Source organism: Vibrio sp. 947 (assembly GCF_033339115.1).
Taxonomy (GTDB): domain Bacteria; phylum Pseudomonadota; class Gammaproteobacteria; order Enterobacterales; family Vibrionaceae; genus Vibrio; species Vibrio alginolyticus.
This window is the reverse complement of the sequence record NZ_JAWOTX010000020.1, coordinates 43145-57798: the sequence shown is the minus strand read 5'-3', so window position 1 is coordinate 57798 and position 14654 is coordinate 43145. Positions and strand designations below refer to the sequence as shown.

The 14654-nt window shown below is 43.0% G+C and carries 10 protein-coding genes; 8 read left to right on the top strand and 2 right to left on the bottom strand.

From position 1 onward, the window contains the following. The gene (proV, locus tag R7Q39_RS21340; RefSeq protein ID WP_005377777.1) at positions 1 to 1188 is read right to left on the bottom strand and encodes a glycine betaine/L-proline ABC transporter ATP-binding protein ProV; all 1188 of its coding nucleotides are present in this window, start codon (positions 1186 to 1188) and stop codon (positions 1 to 3) included. A 438-nt stretch (positions 1189 to 1626) separates the two neighbouring features. Here proV and R7Q39_RS21335 point away from each other — a divergent pair, with 438 nt between their 5' ends. From R7Q39_RS21335 to R7Q39_RS21305, 7 genes are all read left to right on the top strand, one after another. Further along, positions 1627 to 3507, top strand: coding sequence for a DUF294 nucleotidyltransferase-like domain-containing protein (locus tag R7Q39_RS21335; RefSeq protein ID WP_005377775.1), 1881 nt, complete (start codon positions 1627 to 1629; stop codon positions 3505 to 3507). Further along, positions 3504 to 4253: a 3'-5' exonuclease gene (locus R7Q39_RS21330; protein WP_137281941.1), complete on the top strand. Its 750-nt coding sequence runs from the start codon at positions 3504 to 3506 to the stop codon at positions 4251 to 4253. Before R7Q39_RS21335 ends, R7Q39_RS21330 begins: the two co-directional genes overlap by 4 nt. Positions 4254 to 4445: 192 nt before the next feature. Next, positions 4446 to 6104, top strand: coding sequence for a BCCT family transporter (locus R7Q39_RS21325; protein WP_005377772.1), 1659 nt, complete (start codon positions 4446 to 4448; stop codon positions 6102 to 6104). Positions 6105 to 6418: 314 nt separating this feature from the next. Beyond that, positions 6419 to 6952: a diaminobutyrate acetyltransferase gene (gene ectA, locus R7Q39_RS21320; protein ID WP_005393379.1), complete on the top strand. Its 534-nt coding sequence runs from the start codon at positions 6419 to 6421 to the stop codon at positions 6950 to 6952. A 34-nt stretch (positions 6953 to 6986) separates the two neighbouring features. Beyond that, a complete protein-coding gene (gene ectB, locus R7Q39_RS21315; RefSeq protein WP_005377770.1) occupies positions 6987 to 8252 on the top strand; it encodes a diaminobutyrate--2-oxoglutarate transaminase in 1266 nt (421 codons plus the stop codon). Positions 8253 to 8266: 14 nt separating this feature from the next. Continuing rightward, positions 8267 to 8653 (top strand): ectoine synthase, encoded by a 387-nt coding sequence (locus tag R7Q39_RS21310; protein WP_005377769.1) that lies wholly within the window; start codon positions 8267 to 8269, stop codon positions 8651 to 8653. Positions 8654 to 8739: 86 nt separating this feature from the next. Then, a complete protein-coding gene (locus R7Q39_RS21305; protein ID WP_005377768.1) occupies positions 8740 to 10161 on the top strand; it encodes an aspartate kinase in 1422 nt (473 codons plus the stop codon). Positions 10162 to 10336: 175 nt separating this feature from the next. On the opposite strand, the gene R7Q39_RS21300 is transcribed toward R7Q39_RS21305, so the two are convergent. Next, entirely contained in the window at positions 10337 to 11902 is a 1566-nt protein-coding gene (locus R7Q39_RS21300) for an arylsulfatase (RefSeq protein WP_005377767.1), read from the bottom strand. Positions 11903 to 12290: 388 nt separating this feature from the next. Here R7Q39_RS21300 and R7Q39_RS21295 point away from each other — a divergent pair, with 388 nt between their 5' ends. Then, positions 12291 to 14621, top strand: a complete 2331-nt coding sequence (locus tag R7Q39_RS21295; protein WP_318076801.1) for a tetratricopeptide repeat protein — start codon at positions 12291 to 12293, stop codon at positions 14619 to 14621. The last annotated feature ends 33 nt before the right edge of the window (positions 14622 to 14654 follow it).

The following is a 14654-nucleotide window of genomic DNA, read 5'->3' as shown; positions in this document are numbered from 1 at the left end:
TTAATCCTTATCTAGTGTTTGTAGAAGACGTGATTTAGTCACGACACCAAAGTAAGTTCCTTTCTCATCTACGACAGGCACGGCATAAGGAACACCAGCAACCAGACCCAAAATGTCATTAATTGACTGATCAGGCTGAAGAGTAACTTCATCCGGTAATTGAGCACTGGCTAACGAACGGTTTTCTTTATGAGCCAAACGTAGTGAATCAAGAGATACGATGCCGGAATATCGGCTAGATTTATCGACGACAATACCGTAATCACGGTCGTGATCCATCAGAATCTGCATCGCAGAGCCTGGACCGTCATTTTCCGATTTCTTAAAAACAGCCGCTGGCTTCTTGCGCGCGATATCTTTTGCTGTCAAGACACTTGCGATGTTTACGCCGCGGAAAAACGCTTCGACATAATCATTTGCTGGACTGTGTAATATTTCATCAGGTGTACCAACCTGAACAACCTCACCGTTTTGCATGATGGCGATACGGTCGCCAATGCGCATTGCTTCATCCAAATCATGAGAAATGAAGACAATTGTGCGTTTGTCATCGTTCTGTAGACGAATAAGCTCATCTTGCATCTCAGAACGGATCAATGGGTCTAAAGCGGAAAACGCCTCGTCCATTAATAGGATGTCTGGATCACAAGCTAACGCTCTCGCTAAACCAACGCGCTGTTTCATACCACCGGATAATTCGTCAGGGAAAGATTCTGCATAAGGGTCTAAACCCACTCTTTCTAAGGCGGAAAGGGCACTTTTCTGACGCTCATTAACGTCGATGCCGGCAAGTTCTAAACCAAAGGCGGCATTTTCAATCACCGTCATGTGTGGCATGAGTGCGAAACTTTGAAACACCATTGAGATATTGTTACGACGAACTTCTCGAAGTTCATTTTCGGAGATGTGGGCGATATCTCTTCCTTTGAGATAAACACTACCTTTAGTCGGCTCAATGAGCCGGTTAAGAAGTCGAACAAGGGTGGATTTCCCGGAGCCAGAAAGGCCCATGATTACGAAAATTTCCCCTTCATTTATGGTGAGAGATACATCGTTTACGCCGACTGTTAAACCTGTCTGTTCAAAAATACCGTCTTTATCGACGCCTTTGTCGATAAGCGAGAAGGCTCTCTCTGGGTCTTCTCCAAACACTTTATACAGTCCCTTAACTTCCAGTATGGGATCCATGTTATCTGTCCTTTTTCGTGTGTTTATAACTGTTTAACGATTTGTACTCTAATTAATTTTAGTTCAACTTTCAACGAAAGGGGGTTGGTTAACTAGTTCTGCCGTGCATAGAGAGTTCGTTGAGCAAGGTATGTTCAATTCTTGTTTTTTATATTTAAAACAATTGCTTGTGATGTGTTTTTATCCGCCATAACGTTGCCCTGACGTAGGGTTGAATTTATTTTGAATTTTTTTGTACATTTCAACTCAACTCGCTTGCATAGATATAAGCTGTGATAGCTTAGAACTCTACATATAAAAAGGTTAGAGCTCTAATTTTTGATTAAGACTTGGTCCTGTGAAATCGGTTAGGTACTGTTATCCTTAGATTTATTTATTGCTTGATTTCACTCAGGGTGATATTTATCGCTGTAGTTTAGGCAACGTATGGAATAAAAAATGGAAGCCGAACAGTTAGAAGTGCTCAATTTCATTAGCCAGTACCCACCTTTTGATGACCTACCTGAAGAGCAGCTTAGAAAAATTGCTCTCAATGCCGAGGTTGCATACTTTCGGCAAGGAACAAAAATCCTTAACTTCGGAGATACGATCCGCGACTTGTATATGGTGAGAAGTGGGGCGGTAGAGATTTATCGACGTAAAGGTGAACTTTACAACAGGATTGATGCTGGTGGACTGTTTGGTCAGATGGGGTTGTTGATGAACAACCGCGTACGTATGCCAGCCAAAGCGATAGAAGACACTCTCGTTTACTGTATTCCGGAAAACATCTTCAATGAACTTTGTGATGAGTTTGAAAACTTTGCGGACTACATGGAACTGGAAGATAGCGCGCGTTTGCGAAGCGCAATATCTAGCCGCTCCGAAAGCAATGACTTTACCACCGCTAAGGCACGTAAAATCTTAGCAAGAGATCCAGTAACTCTGGAGGCAACGGCTTCAATTCAGGAAGCTGCGATACTAATGGCAGAGGAAAACGTCACCTCTCTGCTCATTATTCGCCCGACAGAGGAGCTCACAGAAGAAGATGACGAACAGCTGCTTGGAATTTTGACTGATCGCGATCTTTGCATTCGCGTACTAGCTCAGGGTATTGATACCAATATTCCAGTGAGTGAGGTCATGAGTTATGACGTGGTTTCATTAGATTATAACGCCTATGTGTTTGAGGCCATGTTAACCATGTTGCGTTACAACGTGCATCATTTACCAATTTTAAAAGATAAAAAGCCGATAGGAATTATTGGCATGACGGACATCGTTCGTTATGAATCTCAGAACAGCCTATTGCTAGTGAGCTCTATTTTTCAGCAAACCAGTGTCGAGGATCTCAAGCAGGTTTCTGAACAAGTAAAAGACTGTTTCGTAAGAATGGTCAATGAAGATGCCAACGCGCACATGATTGGTCGAGCCATGTCGGTTATAGGCAGTAGTTTCAAACAACGCCTCGCTGAATTAGCTGAGCAAGAGTTCGGCCCAGCGCCCATTCCTTATTGTTTAGTCGCAATGGGTTCAATGGCGAGGGATGAGCAGCTAATTGTAACGGATCAAGATAACGCGCTTATTCTCGATAACAGTTATGACGTTGAGATTCACGGAGAGTACTTTGAAAAGTTTGCTAAATTTGTTTGTGATGGTTTAGCGGCATGCGGCTATGCTTATTGTACTGGAGACATTATGGCTACCAACCCAGAATGGCGAAAAACTCGTGCAGAATGGGAAGAATGCTTTGGAAACTGGATAGACAATCCAACCCCTGAGAGATTGTTAAATAGTAATATCTTTTTTGATCTCCTCGGTGTGCATGGGCGAGTGAAATGGGCGGAGCAATTAAGCAGCTTTATTGTGAGACGAGCGAAAAGAAATAACCGCTTTCTTGCTTGTATGGCGTATAACGCAATACGTAGGACGCCTCCACTGGGCTTTTTCAAAGACTTTGTGATGGAGAAAGATGGTCGTCATCGCAACTCGATTAACTTGAAGCGAAGGGGGACGGCTCCGTTGGCCGATTTAATACGGGTGCATTCTTTGGCAATCGGTTCGCGATCGCAAAACTCTTTCGACCGTTTAGATGACATTAATGATGCTGGCATTTTACCGAAAGGTCGAGGTTTGGATTTAAGGGATGCGATGGAGCTAATCTACATGGTTCGAATTCGTCACCAAGCCCTTGATATAGAAAATGGAGAAGAGCCAGACAACAATATTGAGCCGGAGAACATGTCTGAATTTGAACGTCGAAACTTAAAAGCAGCATTTCAAATTCTAAGTAACGCACAGAACTTCATTAAGTTTCGATACCAGAGAAGTAGCAAATGATGTGGTTCTCAAAAAAGGCAGAAAAAGAACATCCGTTGTTGGATACATCCCAGACGCCAGAGTGGTCAATGTTGTTCAAACAACTCGCTAAAGAAGCGAAAGACCAGAGGCTCAAACGCTATTATTCGACACCGATGGTTAATGGGGAAACACCAATTGAACAAGTGCCATTTGTCTCGGTAGACTTTGAGACAACAGGATTGAACTCGGAAGAGGATGTCATTCTCACGATCGGACTTGTGCCGTTTACTATTGATCGTGTTCAATGTAATGGCTCTGCTCATTGGGTCGTTAACCCAAACAGAGAGTTAAACCACGAGTCTGTCATTATTCACGGTATCACTGACTCTGAGGTTAAAAACGCGCCGCAGCTGTCTCAGATCTTGGGTGAAATATTGGATGCGTTGTCAGGCAAAGTGGTACTTGTTCACTACAAGAACATTGAAAGGCAGTTCTTTAATAACGCCTTGCTAAATAGCATCGGAGAGGGGATACAGTTTCCTGTTGTTGATACGTTAGATATTGAGTATGCGATACAACGCCGTGAATGCAGAGGTTTTATCAATAAGTTGAAAGGCAAGAAACCCGGTTCTGTACGATTAGGGCACGCTCGTGAAAGATATGGCCTCCCTGCTTATCAACCTCACCATGCCCTGACGGATGCGTTAGCAACTGCGGAGCTGTTTCAAGCACAACTGCAGTATCACTTTAATCGAAACATGCCAATATCTTCGGTTTGGCAATAGGCGTTATTTATGGTGAAAACAATAAAATGCAATGAGAGATAGGGGGCTTTAAGATTATGATGGCGGATTGAGTAACCGCTTATAAGAACAATGTTTTATGAACATGTGCTTGGTAGTGATGAAGACGTTTCATTACTCGAACTCCGACGAAAGTAATTTAAACTTGGTCACGTATTTTTAAGGAGATTATCCGTGAGCACCGATAATAACGGTGGCATTCAACGCCCCGATGGAAAAGTAAACGCAATAGATACTGACTATCAAATTGGTCAGGATAACGTTGCGCTAAAGGTAGGCCCATTTGGCCTTGATATTCACAACCGTGTTTTTGCAATTTCTGGCTTAGCAATCGTCATGTTTGTTGTGATAACACTATTATTCCGAGAACAGGTAGAGCCGTTTTTTGCAGACCTACGAGCGGGTTTGTTACACAATTTAGACTGGTTTTTTCTCGCTTCAGGTAATATTTTTGTCATTGTCTGTGTCGGATTGATCTTCACACCATTGGGCCGTGTGCGAATCGGTGGTACTGAAGCAACACCGGATTACTCCTATGCCGGATGGTTGGCAATGCTATTTGCTGCAGGTATGGGCATTGGTCTCGTATTCTTCGGTGTATCAGAACCGATGTCCCATTTTAGTTCTGCGATTGGTGGCGTGAGCGTTGAGAATGGTGTACGTACTGACTGGGCACCGCTAGGTGGTGCAGAGGGTGATGCAACTGCAGCTTCGGCATTAGGGATGGCTGCGACGATTTACCACTGGGCACTTCATCCGTGGTCAATATACGCGCTCTTGGCTCTTGGACTGGCTATCTTTTCATTTAACAAAGGTTTGCCACTCACCATGCGCTCAATTTTTTACCCTTTGTTTGGTGAGCGTGTATGGGGTTGGACTGGTCATATTATCGATATTCTTGCAGTGGTAGCGACGGTTTTTGGTTTAGCAACATCGCTAGGCTACGGTGCGTCTCAAGCCGCAACGGGTTTGAACTTCCTGTTTGATGTCCCAATGACCAATACCACGCAGGTTATATTGATTATTGGTATTACTGCGCTCGCTTTAATCTCTGTTGTGGCTGGACTCGATAAGGGCGTGAAAATCTTATCTGAAATCAACATGGGTCTTGCAGCGCTGCTATTGCTATTTGTTATTGTTGTTGGCCCGACGATTGCGATTTTAACTGGTTTCTTCGAGAACATCGTTTCCTATGTGGCTAATATCCCTGCCTTATCTATGCCATTTGGACGAGAGGATGTGAATTACTCTCAAGGCTGGACGGCGTTTTACTGGGCGTGGTGGATTTCTTGGTCACCATTTGTGGGTATGTTCATCGCACGTGTGTCTCGCGGTCGTTCAGTTCGTGAGTTTATTATTTGCGTTATTCTTATCCCATCTTCAGTTTGTGTGTTATGGATGACGGCTTTTGGCGGTAACGCAATTAGCCAATACGTTAATGATGGCTACGAGGCGGTGTTTAACGCAGAACTACCTTTAAAACTTTTTGCCATGTTAGATGTTATGCCATTGGCTGAGATAACATCTTTTGTCGGCATTATCTTAGTCGTGGTGTTCTTCATTACCTCTTCTGACTCAGGATCACTGGTTATTGATACTATTGCTGCGGGCGGTAAGGTCGATGCACCAACGCCACAACGCGTGTTCTGGTGTACGTTTGAAGGTTTGGTTGCGATTGCATTGATGTTGGGTGGTGGTCTAGCTGCTGCTCAAGCAATGGCGGTGACGACTGGTTTACCATTTACTATTGTTTTGCTTGTTGCAACGGTATCTTTGATAAAAGGTTTGATGGATGAACCTCGTCCAAAGGCGGTTTCTAAGAAATCAAAATAACTAGTATCAGCAGTTAAATTATTGATAAAAGCGGTATGCGAAAGCATGCCGCTTTTTTTTGGATTTCTATTTTTCTCTGAGAAATGAACAGCATGGAAAACGGTCTTATTCTGGTTGTTTTTTGTGCTTCTCATTTAGGTGACTATTTAATAAATTAGACCTCGAACTATTTTAACTTTTGGTTAATAGGTTTATTTTTGTGACGTATATCACAAAAATACCGATAAAAAGGCGGATTATTTGATTTTTAGTCGCGAGGGATGCCCATAATAAAAAGGAAATTTAATTAGACCTCAAAGGATATGTATTTTCACATGATCACATCAGCACCTTGGGTCCTTTATCCAGAGATTGGAGAAGACTCAAGTAAAAAATGGATTTTTCGTGAGCCTAAAATCTCTGATGGTGACGACATTTACAGCTTGATTGCAGACTGTCCTCCATTGGACATGAACTCATCTTATTGCAATTTCCTACAGTCTACGCATTTCAGCAAAACCAGTATTTTGGTTGAGCAAAAAGGCGAAATCGCAGGTTTCATTTCCGGTTATCAGAAACCAGACGAGCAAGACGTTTTATTTGTCTGGCAAGTTGCAGTCTCACCTCGCTTTAGAGGTCATGGTTTAGCATTCCGCATGTTGAAAGAACTTCTCACCCGAGAGGAATTAGGCGGTGTTAAATCGGTAGAAACTACCATCACGGAAGATAATAAAGCCTCTTGGGCACTGTTCAAAAAGTTAGATGCGATGAACGGCAATTCTGGCCAAGTAAGCACATTTTTGGATGAAGAAGCCCACTTTAAAGGCAAACACGATACAGAATATTTGTATCGCATTCCTCTCAAATAATCCTCAAACAATAGGAATTAAAAACGGTCTCATCATGGATATTTTCAAAAAGCAGGAATCCAACGTACGCTCATATTCAAACAATTTCCCGGTCGTTTTTCGTAAAGCGAAAGGCTGCTGGCTAGAAACAGAACAAGGTGAACGATACTTAGACTTCCTTGCTGGAGCGGGATCTCTAAATTACGGCCATAACAATCCAGTACTAAAACAAGCGTTGCTTGAGTACATTGAAATGGACGGTATTACTCACGGTTTGGATATGCACTCAGAAGCGAAAGCATCGTTTCTGGAAGCGTTGGATACTTACATCCTTAAACCAAGAAACTTGGATTACAAGGTTCAGTTTACGGGCCCAACAGGTACTAACGCTGTTGAGGCGGCATTGAAGCTGGCTAAAAAAGTAAAAGGCCGCGACAGCGTCGTTGCGTTTACTAACGGCTTCCATGGTTGTACTGCTGGCGCACTGGCTGCAACGGGTAACCAGCATCACAGACAAGGTAACGGTTCTAGTCTAAGTAACGTCACTCGTATTCCATTTGAAGGTTACGCTGGCGTAGATGGTCTCGCGCTGTTCGAAACAATGCTAAATGATAACTCTGCAGGTATGGATAAACCAGCCGCTGTACTTCTTGAAACTGTGCAGGGTGAAGGTGGTTTAAATGCTGCTTCAAACGAGTGGTTACAACGTTTGAGCAAAATCTGTAAAGCCAATGACATTCTTATGATTGTCGATGACATTCAAGCAGGTTGTGGACGTACCGGTACTTTCTTTAGTTTCGAGCCGTCTGGTATCCAACCGGATATCGTGACGCTATCGAAGTCGATCGGTGGTTACGGTTTGCCGATGGCTGTCGTATTACTTAAGCCTGAGCTTGACCAGTGGAAGCCAGGCGAGCATAACGGTACGTTCCGTGGCAATAATCACGCCTTTATTACTGCTGCAAAAGCACTAGAAATTTACTGGGCAAACGATGATTTTGAAACACACATCAAGCAGTGTTCAGACAAGGTAAGTGCTGTTATTGACCGTTGTGTTCGTCGCTTTCCACAAATGTTTGTGCAGAAAAAAGGCCGCGGCATGATGGTTGGTATTGAATGTATCAATGGTGACATGGCATCTGAAATCGCGAAAAACTGTTTCGAGAATGGAATGGTGATAGAGACAGCGGGTCCAGACGATGAAGTTGTGAAGTTCTTCTGCCCACTAACCATCAGCGAATCAGAGCTAGATCAAGGACTAAGCATCTTTGAAAATGCAGTAGAGACTATCGCTGCGAAACATTTCAAACAAGCATCTTAATAAGGATTTTAATTATGATCGTCAGAACTCTAGATGAATGCCGCAACAGCGAACGACGTGTTGTTTCAGATAACTGGGAAAGTGTCCGCATGTTGTTGAAAGACGACAACATGGGTTTCTCTTTCCACATCACAACGATTTATGAAGATACAGAAACTCATATTCACTATCAAAACCACCTTGAATCGGTGTTTTGTATGAGTGGTGAAGGTGAGATTGAAGTTGTAGGTGGAGAAACGTACCCAATCAAACCAGGTACATTATACATCCTTGATAAACACGATGAGCACTACTTGAGAGCTTATAAGAATAAAGAAATGGTAATGGCGTGTGTGTTCAACCCACCGATTACTGGCGCTGAAGTGCACGATGAAAACGGTGTTTATCCTCTCGTTGACTAAAAGATGATGGTGGGGTGCTTTGCCACCCCACACTTTACTATCTCTTCTTTTTTCTTTTTAAAGTTACCAATCAAAAAAGGCTTATCATGACATTTACCGTAGAAAAAATCGGCGGTACATCAATGACAGCATTTGATGCTGTTCTCGACAATATTATTCTTCGTCCCAAAACGCCATACAATCGTATTTTTGTCGTATCTGCATACGGTGGTATGACCGATGCGCTGCTCGAGTGTAAAAAAACCAGTAAACCAGGCGTTTATCAGCTTATCGCGAAACGCGACGACAAATGGGAAGAAGCGTTAGCGTACGTTGAAAGCCGTATGTTGCTGACCAATGAAAATATTTTTGCGGACCCAATGAATCGTATCCGTGCGGATAAATTCATTCGATCCCGCATTGCTGAAGCGAAAAACTGTATCGCGAATATTTTAGAAACCTGTCAGTACGGTCAATTTTCGTTGCGCCAGTACTTGCCTCAAATTCGAGAGTTTCTCTCGTCTATCGGTGAGGCACATAGTGCTTACAACACAGCACTAAAACTAAAAAATATGGGTATTAACGCTAAGTTCGTTGACCTGTCTGGTTGGGATAATCAAGCGCCAAGAAGCCTTGATGAGTCGATCAGTGACGCGTTTGCTGATATCGATGTATCAAAAGAACTGCCAATCGTGACAGGTTATGCTTACTGTAAAGAGGGCCTAATGCACACTTATGACCGAGGTTATAGTGAGATGACATTTAGCCGAATTGCAGCAATAACAAAAGCGGATTTAGCAGTAATTCACAAAGAGTACCACTTGAGCTCAGCAGACCCACGCGTTGTTGGCCCTGAAAAAGTATTACCAATTGGTAGTACAAACTATGACGTAGCAGACCAACTTGCGAACCTTGGCATGGAAGCGATTCACCCAAATGCCGCTGCGGGTTTGCGTGAAAGTGGTATTGAGCTACAGATTAAAAATACATTCGAACCTGAACACGAAGGTACTTTGATCTCTTCAAGCTATCGTCCGGAAGAAGACAAAGTCGAGATTATCGCAGGTAAAGAAAAAGTATTTGCACTGCATTTGTTTGACCAAGCAATGGTGGGAAAAGCCGATAACGTTAGTTACGAATTGATGGAAATCATCTCCGATGCTCGTGTAAGTTTGGTTGGTAAAGAGATGAACGCTAACTCTATTACTTACTATCTAGGTGGCAGTACTGATAGCTTAAACAAAGTATTGTATAAAGCCGAGAAACGTTATCCGAATGCCTCGATTAAAGGTCGTATGGTCGCGCTTATCTCAGCCATCGGTTCTCAAATTGATACCAACAAGACGTTGGCGAAAGGTGTGCTTGCATTGATGAATAATGGCGTTACGCCAGTTGCACTGCACTCATCATTGAGAAATGTAAATGTTCAATTTGTTGTCGGTGATAAGGAATACCAGCACGCGATTTGCGCATTGCATGATGAGTTTTTCCAAAGTAGCAGTTTAGCTAAATCGGTTAATGTGGCTTAGTTTATCCACGGTTAAAATACAAAGGAGAGCAGGTTAGCTCTCCTTTTTTGTTTTTCAGTTTGTACTTTGCATAGTCTAAACAGACGATTTAAGTAAGTTCCTATGTGGCGATACACATAAGCCAGCAGAATGGTCTGCTGGCTTAATGTTACTGATTAACTAACGTTAACTTAGTTTACTTAAACTTGCTGATTTCTTGTTCAACTTTGTCTAGTTGCTGCAGCTTCTCTTGCATTTTTAGAGAGTCGTAGTTTAGTGAAGCAGGGTTCATCGCTGTGCCACGTTGCATTGGGTATTCTGGAAGTGTTTTAAAGAACTCTCCCACAACGTCTTGAACAGGTACAAATAGCCACATGTTGTCAGCCATCCAACGCAAGTACATTTGTGATTCGCTTGGGCCTTTTTCGAATGGGTCAGCGCGTAGGTGGATGATTTTAGGCCAGTTCGGAGCAAAACGAACTGCGTTACTTAGGTTCCCTTCAAGCGTTGCAAAGTGAAGTTTCCAGTCATTCCAGCGGACAGCGTTTAATTCACCATTAGACGTAAAGTAAAGCAGCGACTCACGAGGGCCTTTTTCTTCCTTACCTTCAAAGTATGGCATGAAGTTATAACCATCTAAATGTACACGCCACTCTTTGCCATTTGCTTTGTAGCCTTCTGCCAGTTTTTCTTTTACATCAGGTACGCCAGCAGCTGCCAATAATGTAGGCAACCAGTCTTGGTGTGCCATCATTTCATTGATCTTGGTTCCTGGCTTAATGACGCCTGGCCAACGAACCAGTTGAGGAACACGCATACCGCCTTCCCAAGTTGTACCTTTTTCACCATGGAATGGTGTTGCGCCACCATCTGGCCAAGTCATGGTTTCTGCGCCGTTGTCCGTTGAGTAGATAACGATAGTGTTGTCTGCAACACCTAGCTCATCCAGCTTGTCGAGTAAAACACCTACATGATCATCATGTTCCAGCATACCATCGGCATAAATGCTTACACCTGATTTACCTTGGTATTTTTCCTGCAAGCGAGTCCAAACGTGCATACGAGTGGCGTTATGCCAAATAAAGAAGGGTTTATCCGCCTTAACTGCTTTTTCCATAAATGCCAAAGAGCTCTCTAGGAACTCTTCATCTGCGTGCTCCATACGTTTTCGTGTCATCGGGCCAGTGTCTTCAATCTTACCGTCGGCATAAGACTTAATTACACCACGAGGGCCATAGTTTTTACGAAACTCTGGGTCTTTAGGGTAGTAATAAGTTTCAGGCTCTTCTTCTGCGTTTAGGTGATATAAGTTACCGAAGAATTCGTCAAAGCCGTGTTTGGTCGGTAAGTGCTTATCTTGGTCACCTAAGTGGTTTTTACCAAATTGACCCGTCATGTAACCTTGTTCTTTTAACAGATCTGCAATGGTTGGCGCCCAATCAGGTATACCGTGGTCAGAGCCTGGCATACCAATTGTTAACAAACCCGTACGAAATGGCTCTTCACCTGTAATAAAGGCCGCGCGACCAGCAGTACAAGACTGTTGTCCGTAGTGATCTGTGAACAACGCGCCTTCATTCGCTATACGGTCGATGTTTGGCGTTTTGTAACTCATCATACCTTGGTTGTATGCGCTGATATTCCAGTAGCCGATATCGTCACCAAAAATTGCCAGAATATTCGGTTTGTCGGCTGCCATAGCGGCACTGGACGCCGCTAACAGTCCTGCGCCTACAGCGATTTTGCTCAATTGATTTGCCATAAAAACTCCAGATTGTTGAGAGTAAAGATAAGCACAAGTGAGCCTTATGCTTAGTTGCTGCATAAGTTAATGATGTATATAGAAAAATCCTCTTATACTCGATATAACCATAAGTTATTGCTAGGTTGTAACCATTTGTTAATTAAAAAGAAATAGGATTGTTCTGTTAGTTTGTAGAGATTCGTAAAGTAGATTTAGATCACTTAAGAGCCTTATTTTTATTGCGTAGTAGAAGAGGGGATGGAAATGAAAAACAATAGGATGCTCGCTTGTTTTACGGTCCTAAAGCAATACTAAAGTCGTTATGTATTGCTTGTAATTATTTGTATAACCAGTGATTTAGTGTCTATATTGATTTAGGTTGTACATTATAAATATAAGGATATCTATGAGTCAGTGGGCAGGCCGGTTTCGCATTTTATTGCTGGTCAACGTTGTTGTCAGTTTTATGGCTTTTTCTCAAGAGTTATTAACAGAGAAACCAAATATTCCTTCAGGCTTAAATCCAGAATATGCTGGCACACAAGCTTGTATAGATTGCCACCAAAACGAGGTGGAGGCCTGGAAAGGGTCACATCACGATATGGCCATGAAGCATGCAAGTACAACCTCTGTGCGTGGTGATTTTGATAACCATGTTGTAACGCACAAAGGAATGCCTAATCGTTTTTTTAAAAAAGGCGACGAATTTTGGGTCAATATTCAAGGTGCTGACGGGCAATGGCGTGACTATAAGATCAGCTATACATTTGGCTGGGAGCCATTACAGCAGTACATGGTCGAGTTTGAAGATGGCCGCGTGCAGCTTATTCCTTTTGCTTGGGACACAAGAGCTAAAGTTGAAGGGGGACAGCGTTGGTTTCATCTTTATCCAGAAACGACAACAACGGATGAATTCTATTGGACCAATACCGGGCAAAATTGGAACTTCATGTGTGCTGATTGCCATTCAACGAACCTAAAGAAGAATTACGACGCTGACAAAAACACTTACAACAGCTCATGGTCAGAGATTAATGTGGGATGCGAAGCATGCCATGGTCCCGCTAGTCAGCACATAGAACTGGCCAAGAAATACAAAAATGCTGGCACTTCTTTTGAGCATGACAGCCATTATGGCTTTGATCGAAATTTGTCTAAAGCAGTGTCGGATTGGGTGTTTGAGGAAGGCCATAGTACGTTACAGCCGAAATCAATTGAAGCAACCAATCAAGTGCAAACATGCGCTCAATGCCATAGTCGTCGAACCCAGTTAAATGAAACAGGTGATCATGTTAAAGGTTCTTTTTTTGATAAATATCGCTTAAGTCTTATAACACCTGAACTCTACTATCATGATGGACAGATTTACGACGAAGATTATGTTTATGGTTCGTTTCTTCAATCTGAAATGGCGGAGAAGGGGGTCACGTGCACTAATTGCCATGATCCACACACGGCAGAGTTAACGATCCCAGAAGAGGCAGTATGTTCGCAATGCCATATTGCATCGGAATATACACCTGAAAAGCATACCTTTCATAAGGCTGGATCTGAAGCATCGCAATGTACGGCTTGTCACATGCCAGAAACGACTTACATGCAAGTCGATCCTCGTAGAGACCACAGTTGGCATATTCCACGACCGGATTTGAGCAAACACATTGGAACGCCCAATGTTTGCATGTCATGCCATGAAGATAAAAGCAATCAATGGGCCGATGAACAGATAGCAGAATGGTACCCGAATTCGAAGTATCGTAATCAACAACATTTTGCTGTCGCATTTTATGCGGATTCAATTGGTCATCAAGGAGCAGCAAATGCGTTGGCATACTCTGCTCAGGATTCGTCTTTAAAAGACATTATTCGCGCCTCAGCCCTGGAGAGAATGGGGGGCAACACTGACCAAAATACAACAGTATCTTTGGCTAGGGCCGTTAAGAATGAGAATGAAATGGTTCGATTAGGGGCAATTTCAGGCTCGTCTGGTTATGAATTTCATGATCGGTGGCGGATTCTAGAGCCATTGCTTGGTGACCCGGTGCTTTCAGTGAGAGCGGAAGCTGCCTCGGTGCTGGTAGCGAACTACGAACAAATGACCCCTTTACAAAAAGATATCATTAAATTGCCCTTAGAAGAGTACATGGAAATTCAAGAGTTTAATGCCGATCGTGGTTTCGGAAGAACCAATTTGGCGAATGTGTACCGCAGCTTAGGTGAAATCGACAAAGCGGCCGAGCTGTATAAACAAGCGATCAGCATCGAACCCTATTTCGAAAATAGCTACGTTAACCTAGCAGATTTGTATCGCCACCTAGGTAAAGAAGAAGCTGCGATCACGGTGCTACAACAAGGGATGAAAGCTCAACCTAAATCCAGCACATTACCATACAGCGCAGGTCTTTCTTTGTTACGTCAAGGCAAAGCCGATGATGCGAAAAAGCTACTTAGACGCGCCGCAGAAGTTGGTGAAACTAATGCGCATTATTGGTACGTGTACGGTCTAGCTTTAGAAAAAAGCGATGTTCTAGAAGCCAGTAAAGCGTTGCATACAGCATTTGAAGTCGGTGGCAATCCACAACACTTGTTTGCTCAATGCGAGGTTCTAGCGAGAAATCATAAAAAAGGTGCTGTCGCTTTTGCTTTCGATCGGTGCATACAAGAGCTTAGTCACTATGCACCTAAACAAGCTATTGATCAGCTTAAAGCCTCTATTGTTGGGGTCAATAGGAGCTAATTACCAAAAGTGGAGCTTTTATCGCTCCACTTT